General features: G+C 72.4%; 15 protein-coding genes and 1 riboswitch. Of the genes, 13 read left to right on the forward strand and 2 right to left on the reverse strand.

Features of this window, described 5'->3' with window-relative positions; genetic code table 11:
• Nucleotides 1-29 precede the first annotated feature (29 nt).
• From coaBC to ligD, 8 genes are all read left to right on the forward strand, one after another.
• Nucleotides 30-1,265 carry a bifunctional phosphopantothenoylcysteine decarboxylase/phosphopantothenate--cysteine ligase CoaBC gene (gene coaBC, locus BM204_RS14915; RefSeq protein ID WP_091114962.1) on the forward strand — a complete coding sequence of 412 codons (1,236 nt, stop codon included), beginning with the start codon at nucleotides 30-32 and terminating at the stop codon, nucleotides 1,263-1,265.
• A 76-nt stretch (nucleotides 1,266-1,341) separates the two neighbouring features.
• The gene (metK, locus tag BM204_RS14920) at nucleotides 1,342-2,529 is read left to right on the forward strand and encodes a methionine adenosyltransferase (protein ID WP_091114887.1); all 1,188 of its coding nucleotides are present in this window, start codon (nucleotides 1,342-1,344) and stop codon (nucleotides 2,527-2,529) included.
• A gap of 199 nt (nucleotides 2,530-2,728) precedes the next feature.
• Nucleotides 2,729-4,765: a primosomal protein N' gene (locus BM204_RS14925; protein ID WP_091114889.1), complete on the forward strand. Its 2,037-nt coding sequence runs from the start codon at nucleotides 2,729-2,731 to the stop codon at nucleotides 4,763-4,765.
• Nucleotides 4,766-4,790: 25 nt separating this feature from the next.
• Entirely contained in the window at nucleotides 4,791-5,336 is a 546-nt protein-coding gene (gene def, locus BM204_RS14930) for a peptide deformylase (protein ID WP_091114891.1), read from the forward strand.
• Entirely contained in the window at nucleotides 5,336-6,262 is a 927-nt protein-coding gene (fmt, locus tag BM204_RS14935; RefSeq protein WP_091114893.1) for a methionyl-tRNA formyltransferase, read from the forward strand. Before def ends, fmt begins: the two co-directional genes overlap by 1 nt.
• Before the next feature lie 34 nt (nucleotides 6,263-6,296).
• Nucleotides 6,297-6,710 (forward strand): MmcQ/YjbR family DNA-binding protein, encoded by a 414-nt coding sequence (locus tag BM204_RS14940; RefSeq protein ID WP_174813019.1) that lies wholly within the window; start codon nucleotides 6,297-6,299, stop codon nucleotides 6,708-6,710.
• A gap of 28 nt (nucleotides 6,711-6,738) precedes the next feature.
• Nucleotides 6,739-8,118, forward strand: a complete 1,380-nt coding sequence (locus BM204_RS14945; protein WP_091114963.1) for an RsmB/NOP family class I SAM-dependent RNA methyltransferase — start codon at nucleotides 6,739-6,741, stop codon at nucleotides 8,116-8,118.
• A 2-nt stretch (nucleotides 8,119-8,120) separates the two neighbouring features.
• Nucleotides 8,121-9,104, forward strand: a complete 984-nt coding sequence (ligD, locus tag BM204_RS14950) for a non-homologous end-joining DNA ligase (RefSeq protein ID WP_091114897.1) — start codon at nucleotides 8,121-8,123, stop codon at nucleotides 9,102-9,104.
• Here the strand turns inward: ligD and ggt are convergent.
• A complete protein-coding gene (gene ggt / locus BM204_RS14955) occupies nucleotides 9,101-10,993 on the reverse strand; it encodes a gamma-glutamyltransferase (RefSeq protein ID WP_091114900.1) in 1,893 nt (630 codons plus the stop codon). The two genes, ligD and ggt, sit on opposite strands and share 4 nt — an antisense overlap.
• Before the next feature lie 111 nt (nucleotides 10,994-11,104).
• On the opposite strand from ggt, the gene rpe reads away from it, so the two are divergent.
• From rpe to ribH, 5 genes are all read left to right on the forward strand, one after another.
• Nucleotides 11,105-11,767, forward strand: coding sequence for a ribulose-phosphate 3-epimerase (rpe, locus tag BM204_RS14960; protein ID WP_091114901.1), 663 nt, complete (start codon nucleotides 11,105-11,107; stop codon nucleotides 11,765-11,767).
• Between the two features lie 188 nt (nucleotides 11,768-11,955).
• A riboswitch (FMN riboswitch) is annotated at nucleotides 11,956-12,085 on the forward strand.
• An 81-nt stretch (nucleotides 12,086-12,166) separates the two neighbouring features.
• Nucleotides 12,167-13,249, forward strand: coding sequence for a bifunctional diaminohydroxyphosphoribosylaminopyrimidine deaminase/5-amino-6-(5-phosphoribosylamino)uracil reductase RibD (gene ribD, locus BM204_RS14965; protein WP_246166249.1), 1,083 nt, complete (start codon nucleotides 12,167-12,169; stop codon nucleotides 13,247-13,249).
• Entirely contained in the window at nucleotides 13,250-13,891 is a 642-nt protein-coding gene (locus tag BM204_RS14970) for a riboflavin synthase (RefSeq protein ID WP_091114903.1), read from the forward strand. It begins immediately after the preceding gene.
• Entirely contained in the window at nucleotides 13,888-15,171 is a 1,284-nt protein-coding gene (locus BM204_RS14975; RefSeq protein WP_091114904.1) for a bifunctional 3,4-dihydroxy-2-butanone-4-phosphate synthase/GTP cyclohydrolase II, read from the forward strand. Before BM204_RS14970 ends, BM204_RS14975 begins: the two co-directional genes overlap by 4 nt.
• Nucleotides 15,168-15,656 (forward strand): 6,7-dimethyl-8-ribityllumazine synthase, encoded by a 489-nt coding sequence (ribH, locus tag BM204_RS14980; protein ID WP_091114906.1) that lies wholly within the window; start codon nucleotides 15,168-15,170, stop codon nucleotides 15,654-15,656. The genes BM204_RS14975 and ribH overlap by 4 nt, the downstream gene beginning before the upstream one ends.
• On the opposite strand, the gene BM204_RS14985 is transcribed toward ribH, so the two are convergent.
• The gene (locus BM204_RS14985) at nucleotides 15,644-17,797 is read right to left on the reverse strand and encodes a molybdopterin-dependent oxidoreductase (protein WP_218031233.1); all 2,154 of its coding nucleotides are present in this window, start codon (nucleotides 17,795-17,797) and stop codon (nucleotides 15,644-15,646) included. The genes ribH and BM204_RS14985 overlap by 13 nt on opposite strands.
• Between the last annotated feature and the right edge of the window lie 36 nt (nucleotides 17,798-17,833).

Consider the following 17,833-nt stretch of genomic DNA (forward strand, 5'->3'; position numbering starts at 1 on the left):
CGCTGACCACCAGCGACTCTCACGTGGCCGTGTCCCCGACGGGGACACAGCCACGTGTCGTCCTGGGAGTCGGCGGCGGCATCGCGGCCTACAAGGCCTGCGATCTGTTGCGCCGCTTCACCGAGTCCGGCCACGACGTCACGGTGACGCCGACGGCCGCGGCCCTGAAGTTCGTCGGTGCCCCGACCTGGGCAGCACTCTCGGGCAAGCCGGTCTCCGCCTCGGTCTGGGACGACGTCCACCAGGTCCCCCACGTGCGCATCGGGCAGACCGCCGACCTGGTCGTGGTCGCCCCGGCGACGGCCGACCTGCTGGCCAAGGCCGCTCACGGCCTCGCCGATGACCTGCTCACCACCACCCTGCTGACGGCCCGCTGCCCGGTCGTCTTCGCCCCGGCGATGCACACCGAGATGTGGGAGCACCCCGCCACCCAGGCCAACGTCGCCACGCTGCGCGCCCGCGGCGCTCTGGTGATCGAACCCGCCGAAGGACGCCTCACCGGCAAGGACACCGGCAAGGGCCGCCTGCCCGAGCCCGGCGAGATCTTCGCGGTGTGTGTCGACGTGCTCGCCCGCGGCTCCGCCGCCTCGCACCAGGACCTCGCGGGTCGCCGCGTCGTGGTCTCCGCCGGTGGCACCCGTGAACACCTCGACCCGGTCCGCTTCCTCGGCAACCGTTCCTCAGGCCTCCAGGGCTATGCGCTGGCCCGCGCGGCGGTCGCCCGTGGCGCCGAGGTGACCCTGGTGGCCGCCAACGTCGCCCTGCCTGACCCGGCCGGCGTCAAGGTCGTGCGCGTCGAGACGACCGCCGAGCTGCACGCCGAGGTCGTCGCGGCCGCCTCCGGTGCCGACGCGGTGGTGATGGCCGCAGCCCCTGCCGACTTCCGGCCGGCGGGCGTGAGCGGAGCGAAGATCAAGAAGGCCGAGGACGGCTCTGCACCCAGCATCGAGCTGGTGCAGAACGCCGACATCCTCCACGAGATCTCCCACGACCGGAGCCGCCCTGACGCGGTGATCGTCGGCTTCGCCGCCGAGACCGGCGACGCCACCGGCACCGTGCTCGAGCTCGCCACCGCCAAGCTTGCCCGCAAGGGCTGCGACCTGCTCGTCGTCAACGACGTCAGCGGGGGAGCGGTCTTCGGCAGCTCCGACAACGAGGCGGTGATCCTGGCCGCCGACGGTGAGGTGACCGACGTACCCCGTGGGTCGAAGACGACCGTCGCCCACGTGATCTGGGACCACGTGGCCCGCCGATTCGGTGCGTGAGACGGGCATCTTGCATGCTGGCACCAGCAAATACCCTTGACCGGGTCGAGTTCACCTAACGGGAGTGAGTAACGCTGTGGTGGGACGTCTTTTCACGTCGGAGTCCGTGACCGAGGGTCACCCCGACAAGATCGCTGACCAGATCAGCGACTCCGTGCTCGACGCGATGCTCGAGCAGGACCCGCACAGCCGGGTCGCCGTCGAGACGCTGCTGACCACCGGCCTCGTCGTCGTGGCCGGAGAAGTCACCACGACCGGTTACGTCGACATCAAGGCCAAGGTCCGCCAGCGGATCCTCGACATCGGCTACGACTCCTCCGAGAAGGGCTTCGACGGCCACTCCTGTGGCGTCATGGTCGCCATCGGTGGCCAGTCCGGCGACATCGCGCAGGGCGTCGACACCGGTCACGAGAGCCGCACCGGCTCCGTGGACGCGATGGACAAGCAGGGTGCGGGCGACCAGGGCCTGATGTTTGGCTACGCCTGTGACGACACCGACGTGCTGATGCCGCTGCCGATCGTGATCGCCCAGCGCCTTGCCGAGCGCCTCTCCGCGGTCCGCAAGGACGGCACGATGCCCTACCTGCGTCCCGACGGGAAGACCCAGGTCACGATCGAGTACGACGCCGACAACACCCCCGTGCGCGTCGACACCGTCGTGCTCTCCTCGCAGCACGCCGAGGAGGTCGAGCTCGACACCCTCCAGGCCGACGTCAAGAAGCACGTCATCGACCACGTGCTCGAGAGCATCGACTTCCCCTCCGAGGGCTACCGTCTGCTGGTCAACCCGACCGGTCGCTTCGTCGTCGGCGGCCCCATGGGTGACGCCGGCCTGACCGGTCGCAAGATCATCGTCGACACCTACGGCGGCATGGCCCGTCACGGTGGCGGCGCCTTCTCCGGCAAGGACCCCTCCAAGGTCGACCGCTCGGCTGCCTACGCCATGCGCTGGGTCGCCAAGAACGTCGTCGCCGCCGGCCTGGCCCGTCGCTGCGAGGCCCAGGTCGCCTACGCCATCGGCAAGGCGCAGCCTGTCGGGGTCTTCATCGAGACCTTCGGCACCGGCACCGTCCCGGACGAGAAGATCCAGGAGGCCGTGCTCGCCGTCTTCGACCTGCGCCCCGCCGCGATCATCCGCGACCTCGACCTGCTCCGCCCGATCTACACCAAGACTGCGGCGTACGGCCACTTCGGCCGCGAGCTCCCCGAGTTCACCTGGGAGCGCACCGATCGCGCCGACGCCCTCACGGCCGCTGTGGAGTGACTTCGTCACTCGATGGGGAGCACTCGCTTCGCTCGTACTCCCGGGCCGGCTAAGGCACCTCGCACCACACGTTCGGCCCGACCGCGGGAGACCGCGGTCGGGCCGTTCGCCGTTCGAGACCGCCCTCGGCGGTCGAGCCGAGCCGAAGCCCGAGGACAGGGCGTACGACGACGTCGGCGCGCGCTGGTAGACATCTGCCATGACCGGACCGGAGGAGCAGCCAGAGCTGGTCCCCGGCATGGTCCGGGCGACGGTGAGGGCATCCCAGGCCAAGGCGCGCGCGACCAAGGAGCGCCAGGCGGCGCAGGCCGCGGTGGCCACGCACGACCCGGTCGCCCGGGTGCTGGTCGACGTGCCGTTGGCCCATCTCGACCGCACCTTCGACTACGCCGTGCCGGAGGCGATGGACGCCGGGGTGCGACCGGGCGTGCGGGTCAAGGTGCGCTTCGCCGGGCAGGACCTCGACGGCTACGTCGTCGAGCGCGCCGCCACGTCCGACCACCCGGGCACGCTCGCCCCGCTGCGCCGCCTGGTGAGCGACGAGCCGGTGCTCAGCCCGGCGATCGTCGCCCTCGCCGACGACCTCGCCGAGCGCTACGCCGGCACGCGATCCGACGTGCTGCGCCTGGCCGTCCCCCCACGCCACGCCACCACCGAGAAGGAGCCGTCCACGCCGGCGCCGCCGCTGGGGTCGTTGCCTCCGGCACCGCCCGGCTGGGGCGACCACCCCCAGGCCGCCGCCTTCCTGACGCACCTGCGCGCCGGTGGGGCCCCGCGAGCCGTGTGGGGCGCTGCGCCGGGCGCCGACTGGCCGGCCCTGGTCGCCCACGCCGCGGCAGAGACCTACGCCGGCGCGCGGGGAGTCCTGGTCTGCGTCCCTGACGGCAAGGACGTCGCGCGCCTCGACCGCGCGCTCACCGAGCGCCTCGGCCCGGGCCATCACGTGGCGCTGACCGCGGGGCGCGGACCGGCGGCGCGCTACCGCGAGTTCCTGGCGATCAGCCGGGGTGCTCGCCGCATCGTCGTCGGCACCCGCGGGGCTGCCTTCGCACCCGTGCACGACCTCGGCCTGATCGTGCTCTGGGACGACGGCGACGACCTGCACGCCGAGCCGCGCGCGCCCTACCCCCATGTCCGGGAGACGCTTCTCCTGCGCGCGGAGCGGGAGGGAGCAGCAGTCCTCGTCGGCGGGTTCGCCCGCAGCGTCGAGTCCGCCTACCTGCTCCGCTCGGGCTGGGCGCACGAGCTGGCCCCGGCCCGCGACGCGTTGCGTCGGGCCGTCACCGTGACCGTCGCGGGTGCGACCGAGTGGGAGCTCGAGCGCGACCCGGGCGCGCGCTCCAGCAGGATGCCCCGACAGGTGCACGAGGTGATCGGCCGCGCCCTCGAGCAGGGACCGGTGCTCGTGCAGACCCCGCGCCTGGGCTACGTCACCGCGCTGGCCTGTGAGCGCTGCCGCACGCCCGCGCGCTGCACGGCCTGCCAGGGCCCGCTCGTGCTGAGCGGGCCCAGCCAGCCACCGGCCTGTCGGTGGTGCGGCACCACCGACCCGGCGTGGTCGTGCGGGGAGTGCGGTCATCGCGGCCTACGCGCCCCGGTGCTCGGCGACGCCCGCACCGCCGAGGAGCTGGGCCGTGCCTTCCCGGGATCCCGTGTGCTGGTCTCCTCGGGGGAGCGGGTGCTGGCCGAGGTCGATGACAGCCGCGCCATCGTGGTGGCCACCCCGGGTGCCGAGCCCGTCGCCCCCCACGGCTACGCCGCCGTCGTCCTGCTCGACACCTGGCTGCTCCTGGGCCGCACCGACCTGCGCACCGACGAGGAGGCCCTCCGGCGCTGGTGCAACGCGGTCTCCCTCGTCCGGCCCGGGGGACAGGCCGTGGTCGTCGGGGACCCGGCCCACGCTGCCCTGCAGGCGTTGGTGCGCTGGGACCCGGGCGGCTTCGCCGAGCGGGAGTCGACCCAGCGGCAGGAGGCCCACCTCCCACCGGCCTCGCGGCTCGCCACGATCATCGGGGAGCCCGGTGCGGTCGACGACGCGGTCACCCTGCTGGCGGCCCCGGAGGCAGCCGAGGTGCTGGGCCCGGTCGACCTCGGCGACGACGAGTGCCGCGTCGTCATCCGCGTCCCGCGGGCCCAGGGACCTGCGTTGTCCGCAGCGCTGCGAGAGCTGCAGCGCGTCCGGTCGGCCCGCAAGCTCGACGCGGTCCGCATCCAGGTCGACCCCGTCAGCCTCTAGACCATCGGCTCCCTAGACTGGTTCCATGCCCATCCAGCCGATCCGTCTCTTCGGCGACCCCGTGCTGCGCAAGCCCGCGCTCGAGGTCGTCGACTTCGACAAGGAGCTGCGCAAGCTGGTCGAGGACCTCACCGACACCATGCTCGACGCCCCCGGCGCGGGCCTCGCCGCGCCCCAGATCGGGGTCGGGCTGCGCGCCTTCACCTGGTACGTCGACGGCGAGGTCGGCCACCTGATCAACCCGCGCCTCGAGCTGTCGGCCGAGCTCCAGGACGGCCTCGAGGGCTGCCTGTCCCTCCCCGAGCTCACCTACGAGTGCCAGCGGGCGATGTCGCTCGTGGCCCACGGTTTCGACATGCACGGGGAGCCGGTGACCATCCAGGGCTCCGACCTGCTCGCCCGCGCCATCCAGCACGAGACCGACCACCTCGACGGGGTGCTCTTCATCGACCGCCTCGACACCGCTACCCGCAAGGCGGCGATGAAGGAGATCCGCGAGTCGGAGTGGTTCGGCCTCGAGCGGCCTGCCGTCAAGCTCAGCCCCCACGCCACCCGAGGTCTCGGGATCTGATGCGCCTCGTCTTCGCCGGCACCCCTGACGTCGCCCTGCCCGCTCTCGACGCCCTCCTGGCCTCCGACCACGAGGTCGTCGGTGTCGTCACCCGGCCCGACGCGCCGTCCGGTCGGGGCCGCAAGCTGGTCGCCAGCCCCGTCGCCCAGCGCGCCGAGGAGCTCGGGCTGCCGGTCCTCAGGCCGACCCACCCGCGTGAGCCTGACTTCCAGGCCGAGCTGCGCGCGCTCGAGCCCGACTGCTGCCCGGTGGTGGCCTATGGCGCCCTGCTGCCCCAGTCGGCCCTCGACATCGCGCCGCTCGGCTGGGTCAACCTGCACTTCTCGTGCCTGCCCGCCTGGCGCGGCGCTGCCCCTGTCCAGCACTCGATCTGGGCCGGGGACGAGGTCACCGGTGCGACGACGTTCCGGATCGTCAAGGAGCTGGACGCAGGGCCGACGTTCGGGGTCATGACCGAGCGCATCCGCGACGACGACACGGCCGGCGACCTACTGGCCCGGCTCGCCGAGGGCGGCGCCGGCCTCTTGGTCGCCACCATCGATGGCCTGGCCGACGGCTCGATCCAGGCCCGCGAGCAGCAGGACGAGGGCGTCTCGTTCGCCCCCAAGATCAACGTCGACGACGCCCGCATCGACTGGGCCATGGCCGGCCACCTCATCGACCGCCAGGTCCGGGCGTGCACGCCGGCCCCCGGCGCCTGGTCGCTCTTCGAGGGTGAGCGCATCAAGATCGGCCGGGTCACGGTCGTCGACGAGCAGGTGCCGGTCGGCGTCATCGACGTCCGCAAGAACCACGTCCTGGTCGGCACCGGCACCTACGCCGTGCTGCTCGGGGAGGTCAAGGCCTTCGGCAAGAAGCAGATGGCGGCGGCCGACTGGGCCCGCGGGGCGCGTCTCGAGTCGGGCACCAGGCTAGGTGTTGCGTGACCGCGGTGTCACGGGTTCGCCTAGGTTGTCGATCATGAGCCGCCCGGCGACCCCCGACGACATCGCCGAGATCTGTCTCGCCCTGCCCGAGGTCGAGCTCGGCACCTCCTGGGGCGACCGGCCGACCTACCAGGTCCCGCGCGGCGACAAGGGCAAGGGCTTCCTGCTCTACCGGGCCCCGGGCAAGACCGCGATCGACCCCGAGACCGGTGAGCCCTACGACGATCTCCTGGTCATCACCACGCCCACCGAGGCCGAGAAGCAGGCGCTGGTCGACGACCCCGACCTGCCGTTCTTCACCATCGACCACTTCCGCGGCTACCCCGCCGTTCTGGTGCAGCTGTCGCGGCTCGGCGAGATCAGCCGCGAGGAGCTCGCCGAGATCATCACCGACGCCTGGGCGTCCAAGGCACCCAAGCGCCTCGTCCGGGAGCTCCTCGGTGGCTGACCAGGCGCCGCGGCGGTCGGGTCCGGCCGTGCGACCGCCGGCCCCTCGACCAGGATCGGGCAAGGCGGCTGCCCGCCAGGAGATCGACCCTGCCCGCCAGGCTGCCTACGAGGTGCTGAAGGCGGTGCGCGTCGACGGTGCCTACGCCAACCTGGTCCTCCCGGCTGTCATCCGTCACTTCGGGCTCGACGCCCGCGACGCGGCGTTCGCCACCGAGCTGGCCTCCGGCACGCTGCGGCGCCGCGGGACCTACGACGCGATCATTGCCGCGTGCGCCGACCGGTCCCTGCGCAAGATCGAGGAGAAGGTGCTCGACGTCCTGCGGCTGGGCACCCACCAGCTGCTCTCGATGCGGGTTCCTGACCACGCCGCGATCAGCACGTCCGTCAACCTCGTGCGCACCAAGGGCACCTCCGGCGCGGGCAACTTCGCCAACGCTGTGCTGCGCAAGGTCTCCGAGCACGACCTCGAGGAGTGGATCACCCGCGTCGCACCGCGCAAGCCGCCCAGCCGCTACGCCGAGGTGGCCTTCAGCCACCCCGTGTGGATCGTCGACGAGCTGCGCAAGGCCGTCGGCGAGAGCGAGCTCCACGCCGTGCTGGCCGCCGACAACGAGCCGCCGCGCGTGACCCTCGTGGCGCGCCCCGGGCGGTCCACGGTCGAGGAGCTGCCCGGCGAGCCCACGCCCTACTCGCCCTACGGCGTGGTGCTCGAGGGTGGGGACCCCGGCGCCGTGCCCGCGGTGAAGGACGGTCGTGCGGGAGTGCAGGACGAGGGCTCCCAGCTGGTCGCCGCAGTGCTGGCCGCTGCCATGGTCGAGGGTCCCGACGAGCGGTGGCTGGACCTGTGCGCCGGCCCCGGTGGCAAGGCGGCGCTGCTCGCGGCCCTCGCGGGGGAGCGCGGCGCGGAGGTCCTGGCCGTCGAGCGCCAACAGCACCGCGCCCGCCTCGTCGCGCGAGCGTTGGCCGGGTCGCCGGGGGTGCTCGGGATCGTCACGGCCGACGGCACCGCGCCACCGCTGCGCGCCGGGAGCTTCGACCGGGTCCTGGTCGACGCGCCGTGCACGGGCCTGGGCGCGCTGCGTCGACGGCCCGAGGCGCGCTGGCGGCGCAAGCCCGATGACCTGTTCACCCTGGTGCTGCTGCAGCGCCAGCTGCTGACCTCCGCCCTGGCGTTGACGCGCACCGGGGGCGTGGTCCTCTACGCCACGTGCTCGCCGGTCACCGCCGAGACCGACGACGTCGTCAGCTCGGTGCTCCAGGGCCGCGACGACGTCGTCCTCGAGGACGCGCGCGCCCTGCTGGCGCAGGTGCCCGACTGCGATGGTCGGCTCCCCGGGACCGTGCAGCTGTGGCCGCACCGCCACGGCACCGACGCGATGTTCATGGCGCTCTTCCGTAAGGTCTGACCATGGCTGCTGGGAAGTCCGCGCCGCCCGCCATCGAGGTCGAGGTGGACGGCCGGGTGATCCGGGTGAGCAACCCCGACCGGGTCTACTTCGGTGAGTCGGGGGCCACGAAGGCTGACCTCGTCGACTACTACCTCGCCGTCGGCCCCGGCATCCTCAACGCGCTCTTCGAGCGGCCCACCATGCTGCACCGCTTTCCGAAGGGGCTCGCGGGCGACAAGGTGCACCAGAAGCGGATCCCGCGGGGGGCGCCGCCCTGGGTCGAGACCGTGCAGCTGCACTTCCCCCGCTGGAACCGCACCGCCGACGAGCTCTGCGTGACCGAGCTCGGGGCGGTGATCTGGGCAGTGCAGATGTCGACGGTGGAGTTCCACCCGTGGAACAGCCGACGCGAGGACCCCGAGAGCCCCGACGAGTGGCGCATCGACCTCGATCCGGGGCCGCTCTCGGACTATGCCCAGGTGCGCCGGGTCGCCCACGTCGCCCACGAGGTGCTCGACGAGCTCGGGGCGGTCGGCTATCCCAAGACCAGCGGCGGGTCGGGCCTCCACGTCTACGTCCGGATCCGCCCCGACCACGGTCACAAGGCCGTACGACGAGCCGCGCTCGCCTTCGCCCGTGAGGTCGAGCGTCGGGCCGCCGACGACGTGACCACGACCTGGTGGCGCAAGGACCGCGACCCCCACAAGCTCTTCGTCGACTACAACCAGAATGCCCGCGACCACACGATCGCGGCCGCCTACTCCGTGCGCGGCGTGCCCGACGCCCGCGTCTCCACGCCGATCCGCTGGGACGAGGTCGACGACGTCGATCCCCGCGACTGCACGATCTTCACCGTGCCCGACCGGTTCGCCGAGCTGGGTGACCTGCACGCGGGGATCGACGGCGACGTCTTCGACATCACGCCGTTGCTCGAGTGGGCGGACCGCGACGAGCGCGCCGGGCAGGAGACGCCCGACGAGCCCGAGGCGCCCCAGCCCGGCTAGCGCGCCGCCCGCACGACGTACGCCGCGCCGCCGCCCCGCCGCACGGGCTCGGCGACGGCGACGACCCGGCCACCGCGGCCGAAGCGGATCGCGGTGGCGGCCCCGATGTCGGAGGCGCTGGTGAGCCCGTCGCCGGACGGCACCAGGTCGTGGCCGTAGAGCTCCTCGAGGGCCCTGCCGTAGGCGGTGATGAAGGCCGGCTCGGCCGTGACCGTGGCGGTGTTGCGCTGGGACGCGCGCGGTGCCGCGATCGCCTCGGGCAGGCTCATGCCGAGGTCGACGTGGTTGACCAGCACCTGCAGCACCGTGGTGATGATCGTGGAGCCGCCGGGGGAGCCGAGGGCGAGAAACGGCCTGCCGTCCTTGAGCACGATCGTCGGCGACATCGAGGAGCGCGGGCGCTTGCCGGGCTGGATCCGGTTGGGGTCGGCCGGGTCGTAGACGGTCGTGAAGTCCGTCAGCTCGTTGTTGAGCAGGAAGCCCTTGCCGGGCACGACGATCCCCGAGCCACCGGTCTGCTCGATGGTGAGCGTGTATTCCACGACGTCGCCCCACCGGTCGGTGACGGTGAGGTTGGTGGTGGAGATGTTCTCGGTGTCCTCGTCCGGCTCCGTCGTGGCGGCGGTCGCGCCACACGTGCCGTCGTAGTCGTCGACGTCGCCGGCCTCGGTCGGTTTCGCCATCGCGGTGTCGCCGATCTGGCAGGCGCGCTCGGCTGCGAACCGGTCGTCGAGGAGGTCGCGCAGTGGCACGTCGACGTACGCCGGGTCCCCGACGTAGGCGCCGCGGTCGGCGAACGCGAGGGCACTGGCCTCGAGGTAGTGGTGCAACGCCTCGGGGGCGTCCATCGCGCCGAGGTCGTCGCCCTCGAGGATGTTGAGCGCCTCGCCGACCGTCGAGCCCCCGCTGGAGGACGGGGCCATCCCGAAGACGTCGTAGCCGCGGTAGCGCGTGCTGGTCGGTGCCTGGGCGCGCAGCCGGTAGTCGCGCAGGTCGCGGACGGACATGGTCCCGGGAGGCACGGGCAGCGTGGTCGCGTTGCTCGTCGGTGGGTCCTGCACGGTGCGCACGATGAGGCGGGCGAGTGGCCCGGTGTAGAACGCTGCCTTCGTGCCGCGTCTGCCGATGGCGGTGAGGGTGTCGGCGAGGTCGGGGTTGCGGAACGTCGAGCCCACCGCCGGCGCCTTGCCACCCGGGAGGAACAGCCGCCGGGTCGCGGGGAAGGCCGCGAAGCGCTCGCGGTTGTCCTCGGTCTGTTGATGGAAGGTCGCGTCGACCCTGAACCCGTTGCGGGCCAGGGCGATCGAGGGCCGGAGCGCCTGCTCGAGGGACTGGGTGCCCCAGCGGCGCAGCGCCGTCTCCCAGGTCGCGGGCGTGCCGGGCGTGCCGACCGAGACGCCGCTGGTGACGAGGTCGGGCGTGAACGGGTAGGGCTCGCCGGTCTCGGGGTCGATGAACGCGTCGCTGGGCATCCGGCGGGGTGCGGTCTCGCGACCGTCGAGCGTCTGCACCGTGCGGGTCTTCGCGTCGTAGTGGACGAAGTAGCCACCACCGCCGATGCCGGCGCTGTAGGGCTCGGTGACGCCGAGAGCCGAGGCCATCGCGACGGCGGCGTCCGTCGCGTTGCCGCCCTTCTTGAGGACGTTGAGGCCGACCCTGCTGGCGTAGGGGTCGACGCTCGACACCGCGCCGCCGTAACCGGTGCTGGTGGCAGTCTTGGGGGGTGCGGCGATCGGCTTGGCCTGCGCGGCGCCGGCCGGAGGGGCGCCGGCCGGTGGTGCGGTTGCTAGGGAGGCGCCGGCGGAGGCTGCCTCGACGGCTCCGAGTGCCAGACCCCCGGAGAGGGTCAGGCCGAGGAGTACGGCGAGCGGACGTTGGGCGCGTGACATCTGAAGTGCCTCCCGAGACAGAGGTGGTGGCGTGGTCGCCTGGCTTGTGCTGCCGGTCCCCACCTTGGGCGATCGGATGCGGTCCTGTCGAGGGCCCTAGGATCACTGCTCGTGGGAATCCAGATCACGCCGAGCATCCTGAACGCCGACTTCGCCCAGCTGGGTGCGGAGGTCGCACGCATCGGCAGCGCCGACTGGGTGCACGTCGACGTCATGGACAACCACTTCGTCCCCAACCTGACCTTCGGGCCGACGATGGTCGAGGCGCTCGCACGCTCCACGGACATCCCCCTCGACGCGCACCTGATGATCGAGGACGCCGACCGCAACGCCCTGACCTACGTCGAGGCCGGTTGCGGCTCGGTCACCTTCCACGTCGAGGCCGCTGCAGCACCGGTCCGCCTGGCCCGCGAGATCCGTGCCGCCGGGGCCCGCGCCAGCATGGCGCTGCGCCCCGCGACCCCGATCGAGCCCTACGAGGACCTGCTCCCCGAGCTCGACATGCTGCTGATCATGACCGTCGAGCCCGGTTTCGGTGGCCAGAAGTTCCTCGACCTCTGCCTGCCCAAGATCCGCCGCGCCCGGGCCATGATGGTCAAGCACGGCATCGAGACCTGGCTCCAGGTCGACGGCGGCGTCTCTCTCGAGACCATCGAGCGCTGTGCCGAGGCCGGCGCCGACGTCTTCGTCGCCGGCTCGGCCGTCTACTCCGCCGCCGACCCCGACCGGATGGTCGCCGAGCTGCGCGCCGCCGCCGAGGCCGTCACCGCCTGACTCGGCGTCGCTCCTGTGCCGGGTCACCGAGCCGCGCCAGGACTGCAACATCGCGCCGACTCGGGCGCTTGGACGCGCCCCGCGCGCCTGGCCAGGGGAGGGAAGAGGGCTCGGTGAGACGCTTAACACGGACTCCCCTCGGTCGCGCGGGCGAGGCTGTGGCATCCTGAGAGTGACGAGTTCTCAACTCGCGTGCTCTGGGGTCGGTGTAATTCCGAGCCGGCGGTGAAAGTCCGCGACCCGGTCACCGCCAGTGACCGGTTGATCAGGTGCAACTCCTGGACCGACGGTGAAAGTCCGGATGGGAAGCGCACGCAGATGACGTCGACGCACGCCGGTGACGGCTGCGCCACGTCATCGTTGCCCCGGAGTCCGCGACCGGATGCGAGGGGCGACCTCATGAGCTTCACCCCAGCCGAGCAGGCCGCGATGACGCGCGCCCTCGAGCTGGCGGCGACCCCGGGCGTCCCGATGGTCGCCGACACCCGTCGGGTCGGGTGCGTGCTGCTGGCCGACGACGACACCACGGTGGCCGAGGGCTACCACCGCGGCCCCGGCACGCCCCACGCCGAGGCCGCAGCGCTGGCGCAGGCAGGCGAGTCAGCGCGCGGTGCCACCGCCGTCGTCACCCTCGAACCGTGCCACCACACGGGTCGCACCGGCCCCTGCACGGAGGCGCTGGTCGCCGCCGGCGTACGACGGGTGGTCTACGCCGAGTCCGACGCCAACCCGGTCGCGGCTGGTGGTCGGGCCCGGCTGGAGGCCGCCGGCATCGAGGTCGAGACAGGGCTGATGGCCACCGCCGCCGACGCGCTGGCCGGGGTCTACCAGCTGGCCCAGCGCGAGCAGCGCCCCTTCGTGACCTGGAAGTTCGCCACGACCCTCGACGGACGCAGCGCGGCCGCCGACGGCACCAGTCGCTGGGTCTCGAGCGCCGCCGCGCGTCGCGACACCCACCGCCTGCGCGCGCTGTGCGACACGATGCTGGTCGGGAGCAACACCGTGGCGGTCGACGACCCGCTGCTGACCGTGCGCGACGAGCACGACCGACCGGTCGGGCCGGAGCGTCAGCCGTTGCGTGCGGTGATGGGGGAGCGCGACCTCGACCCGGCGCGCCGGGTCTTCAACACCGATGCGGAGACCGTGCACCTGCGCACCCGCGATCCCCACCGCGCGCTCGCGGAGCTCTTCGTCCGCGACCGTCAGCACGTCTTCCTCGAGGGTGGGCCGACCCTGGCCGCGGCCTTCCTGCGCGCTGGTCTCGTCGACGAGATCGTCACCTACGTCGCGCCGATGCTCCTGGGCGCCGGCCGCAGTGCGGTCGGTGACCTCGGAGTCACCACCATCGCCGAGGCGTTCCGTCCGGTGGTCACCGACGTGACCGTCCTCGACCCGAGTCCCGCCGACGGTGCAGCCGGCGAGCAGCCCAACATCCGCCTCACCCTGCGGCCCGCGCGCCTGCACCAGCAGAAGGAGCACTGAATGTTCACCGGAATCGTCGAGGAGCTCGGCACCGTCGCCGCGGTCGAGGACCAGGGAGACGCGATCCGTCTCACGGTCCGGGCCAGCACCGTCCTGAGCGACGCCGGTCTGGGCGACTCGATCTCTGTCAACGGCTGCTGCCTGACCGTCGTCTCCCACGACGGCGTGCAGTGGACCGCCGACGTCATGCAGGAGACGCTCGACAAGACCAGCCTCCAGGGCGTCAAGCCCGGCGACCGGGTCAACCTGGAGCGCGCTGTCACCGCCGAGAAGCGTCTCGGGGGGCACATCGTGCAGGGTCACGTCGACGGCGTCGGCCACGTCGTGAGGAGAAGCCCCAGCGAGCACTGGGAGGTCGTCGAGATCTCGATGCCGCCCGAGCTGGGCCGCTACCTCGTCGACAAGGGCTCGATCACCGTCGACGGCGTGAGCCTCACGGTCGTCGAGGCCCACGACACCACGTTCACCGTCAGCCTCATCCCCGAGACGCTGGCGCGCACCACCCTCGGGTCCCGACAGCCGGGAGACCGCGTCAACCTCGAGGTCGACATCATCGCCAAGCACGTCGAGAAGCTCGTCCGTGCCTACACGCAGGACGCCGGTGCCACCGCGGGCACCGGCACCACCAAGGAGCAGTCATGACCGACGAGAGCACGTCCCACGACCGGGTGCGTCTCGACTCCATCGAGCGCGCCATCGCCGACATCGCGGCCGGCAAGGCCGTCGTCGTGGTCGACGACGAGACTCGCGAGAACGAGGGCGACATCATCTTCGCCGCCAGCAAGGCGACGCCGGAGCTGATGGCGTTCACGATCCGCTACTCCAGCGGCGTCATCTGCGTGCCCATGCCGGCTGACATGCTCGACCGGCTCGAGATCCCGCTGATGACCCCGCACAACAAGGACAAGCTGCGCACCGCCTACACGATCTCGGTCGACGCCCGCGACGGCGTCAGCACCGGCATCTCGGCCGCCGATCGGGCCCACACCGCCCGCGTGCTCGCCGACTCGGCCACCGAGCCGTGGGAGATCACCCGGCCGGGCCACGTCTTCCCCCTGCGCTACCGCGAGGGTGGTGTCCTCGTACGCCGTGGCCACACCGAGGCGGCCGTCGACCTGGCCACGCTGGCCGGGCTCACCCCCGCCGGGGTGCTGGTCGAGGTCGTCAACGACGACGGCACGATGAAGCGCGCGCCCGAGCTGCGGGCGTTCGCCGACGAGCACGACCTGGCGATGATCTCGATCGACGACCTGGTCCGCTACCGGCGCCGCCACGAGAACCTCGTCGAGCGGGTCGCGGAGACCCGGCTGCCGACTCGCCACGGTGACTTCACGGCCTACGGCTATCGCATCACCGTCGACGGCAGCGAGCACATCGCGCTCGTCTACGGCGACGTCGGCGGCTCCGAGCCGGTGCTGACCCGGGTGCACTCCGAGTGCCTCACGGGTGACGCCTTCGGCAGCGCCCGCTGCGACTGCGGTCCCCAGCTCGACGAGGCGCTCGAGCGGATCGTGACCGAGGGTCGGGGTGTCGTGATCTACCTGCGCGGCCACGAGGGCCGGGGGATCGGCCTGGTGGCCAAGCTGCAGGCCTACCAGCTGCAGGACGGCGGCCGCGACACCGTGGACGCCAACCTCGACCTGGGTCTCCCGGCCGACGCGCGCCACTACGGCACTGCCACCCAGGTCCTGCGCGACCTCAAGGTCGAGAGCGTCCGGCTGCTGACCAACAACCCCGAGAAGGTCAGCAACCTCGAGGACTTCGGCATCCGTGTCGCCGAGCGGGTGCCGCTGACCCCGCACCCCAACGACCACAACCTGGCCTACCTGCTGACCAAGCGGGACCGCATGGGCCACCACCTGCCCGACCTCGACGAGCCCCTGCTCGACGACGCGGGTCTCGACGAAGGGGCTGTGCGATGAGCGGCCACGGAGCACCCGACCAGGCGCCGGTCGACTGTCATGACCTGCGGGTCGCGGTCGTCGCCGCCAGCTGGCACACCGTCGTGATGGACGGCCTGATCGCCGGCGCCCAACGGGCGCTCGACGCCCACCAGGTCGAGGCGTCCGTGGTGGTGCGGGTGCCCGGCACCTTCGAGCTGCCCGTGGTGGCCTCGGCGTTGGCCGCCCAGGGCTATGACGCGGTGGTGGCCCTCGGCGTCGTCATCCGTGGCGGCACCCCGCACTTCGACTACGTGTGCAACGCCGCGACCGACGGGCTGACCCGCGTCGCGCTGGACCACACGACGGCGGTCGGCTTCGGCGTCCTCACCTGCGACACCGAGCAGCAGGCCCTGGACCGGGCCGGGCTCGAGGGCTCGATCGAGGACAAGGGCTGGGAGGCTACTGCGGCCGCCCTGCTGACCGCCCAGACCATCCAACGGGTCCAGCGGGGCTACGGGGCCTGAGCGACGCGCACCCTCGTCGCGTTGACCGCGGCGTTGCCCGACAGGGCGTCGACGAGGGTGCTGTCGGTCAGCAGGTTGACGTTGACGCCGGGGCGGGCGCTCGCGGTGCTCCAGCGCGATCCCTCGGAGTCGTGGCCCCAGCCGTGCGGGATGCTCACGACACCGGGACGCACCTCGTCGCTCACGTCCAGCGGGAGCCGGACGCTGCCGACGCTCGAGGTGACCTCGACGACGTCGCCGGCGCTCAGGGCGCGCGCAGCCGCGTCGTCGGGGTGCATCAGCGCCGTGCAGCGCTCCGCGCCCTTGACCATGGCCGGCACGTTGTGGAGCCAGGAGTTGTTGCTGCGCAGGTGCCGGCGTCCGATCAGCTGCAGGTCGAACCCGTCGGCCTCCGCCCCGAGCCGTACGCCGGTCGGTGCGGGCGGCAGCGCGTCGAGCAGCTCCGCGGGGGCGAGGTGGACCGTACGGTCCGCCGTGCGCAGGATCCCCGGCAGCCGGGGCTCGAGAGGCCCGAGGTCGATGCCCCCGGGAATCGACCGGACCCGCCGTGCCGTGAGCCCGCGCCGACCGCGCGGGAGACGTGACCCGCGGGCCTTGCTGAACGGGCCCTGCGGTCCGACCAGGATCAACAACGAGGTGACCTGGTGCGCGTCGACGACGCGCAGCACCCGCCGCACGACCCGGCGCAGCACCCCGGAGCCCGGGCCGGCCAGCTGCTCGGTGGCGAGGCCGAGCAGGATGTCCCAGTCCTCCAGCGCATCCGGTGCCGGCTCGATCGCCCGCGGCGACCAGCGCGCGTTGTTGCGCACGCTGAACGCCGGGAACACCACGTCCAGCTCGGAGCGCTCGAGCTGGCTGACCGGCGGCAGCACCAGGTCGGCCAGCCGCGAGGTCTCGGTGAGGTAGAGGTCGACGCAGACCAGGAAGTCCAGTCCCTGCAGGGCTTCCTGCATGGCCCGGCCGTCCGGGATCGACAGCGCCGGGTTGCCCGACGCGACGACGAGGGCGCGCACGCGCCCGGGGCCTGGGCGGGTCATCTCGTCGGCCATCGCCGCGACCGGCAGCTCGCCGTTGAGGTCGGGCAGGCCGGCGCCGCGGCTGCGGTAGGTCCCGTGCGATGAGGCGCCCCACAGCAGCCGCAGCACCCGCCCGAGGTCGACCGGGGGTGTGGTGAACATCGCGCCGCCGGTGCGGTCCAGGTTGCCGGTCACGACGTTGAGGACGTTGATCAGCCAGTGCGTCACCGTGCCGGTCGTGTGGTGGCACACGCCCAGTCGCCCATAGGCGACCGCGCTGCGCGCGAGAGCGAAGTCGCGGGCCAGCCGCTCGATGCTCGGAGCGTCGATGCCGCACGCCGCGGCGGCCCGCTCGGGCGTGCGGTCGGCGACGACCCGTCGTACGTCCTCGAGGCCGGAGGCCCACACCGGAACCCGGTCGAGCCCGTCACGGAAGACCACGTGGAGCATCGCCAGCAGCAGGTGCGGGTCACCCCCGGGCCGGATCGCCACGTGCTCGGAGGCGAGCCTGGCGGTCTCGGTGCGGCGGGGGTCGACGACGACCACACGACCGCCCCGCGCCACCACGTCCTTCACCCGGCGTCGGGCGTCGGGCATGGTCGTGATGGAGCCGTTGGAGACGGCGGGGTTGGCGCCGAGCACCAACAGGTGGTCGGTGTGGTCGATGTCGATGATCGGCAAGATGGTGTGGTCGCCGAACATCAGCTCCGAGGCGAGGTACTGCGGGAACTGGTCGATCGACGCCGCTGAGAAGACGTTGCGGCTGCGCAGCACCTTCTTGAGGCCCTCGATCGCGAGGACCGCGGTGGAGTGGGCGGTCGGGTTGCCGAAGTAGGCGCCGACAGCGTCGCGACCGTGTTCGCGTCGTACGGCGCGCATCCGGCGTCCCGCGAGGTCGAACGCCTCGGCCCAGCTGATCTCCTCGAAGACGTCACCCACGCGGCGCAGGGGCGTGCGCAACCGCTCCGGGTCCTCGTGCAGCGCCTTGAGCGCGGTGCCCTTGGGGCACACGTAGCCACGGCTCAGCACGTCGTCGGGGTCGCCCTCGATCCGGAGCACCACGTCGTCCTGCACCGTGACGCGGATGCCGCAGTGGGCCTCGCACAGCGGACACTGGCGCTGCACGACCGTAGGCTCCGCCGGGGGCACGCCAGCAGGGGC

This window comes from Nocardioides psychrotolerans (genome assembly GCF_900113685.1).
Taxonomy (GTDB): Bacteria; Actinomycetota; Actinomycetes; order Propionibacteriales; family Nocardioidaceae; genus Nocardioides; species Nocardioides psychrotolerans.

Bases quoted from the DNA above. Each gene is read 5' to 3' on its own strand.
- ribH (WP_091114906.1), top strand. From the start codon at position 15,168: ATGAGCGGCCACGGAGCACCCGACCAGGCGCCGGTCGACTGTCATGAC.
- ggt (WP_091114900.1), bottom strand. From the start codon at position 10,993: ATGTCACGCGCCCAACGTCCGCTCGCCGTACTCCTCGGCCTGACCCTC.
- ligD (WP_091114897.1), top strand. From the start codon at position 8,121: ATGGCTGCTGGGAAGTCCGCGCCGCCCGCCATCGAGGTCGAGGTGGAC.
- fmt (WP_091114893.1), top strand. From the start codon at position 5,336: ATGCGCCTCGTCTTCGCCGGCACCCCTGACGTCGCCCTGCCCGCTCTC.
- ribD (WP_246166249.1), top strand. From the start codon at position 12,167: ATGAGCTTCACCCCAGCCGAGCAGGCCGCGATGACGCGCGCCCTCGAG.
- BM204_RS14975 (WP_091114904.1), top strand. From the start codon at position 13,888: ATGACCGACGAGAGCACGTCCCACGACCGGGTGCGTCTCGACTCCATC.
- BM204_RS14970 (WP_091114903.1), top strand. From the start codon at position 13,250: ATGTTCACCGGAATCGTCGAGGAGCTCGGCACCGTCGCCGCGGTCGAG.
- BM204_RS14925 (WP_091114889.1), top strand. From the start codon at position 2,729: ATGACCGGACCGGAGGAGCAGCCAGAGCTGGTCCCCGGCATGGTCCGG.
- def (WP_091114891.1), top strand. From the start codon at position 4,791: ATGCCCATCCAGCCGATCCGTCTCTTCGGCGACCCCGTGCTGCGCAAG.
- BM204_RS14940 (WP_174813019.1), top strand. From the start codon at position 6,297: ATGAGCCGCCCGGCGACCCCCGACGACATCGCCGAGATCTGTCTCGCC.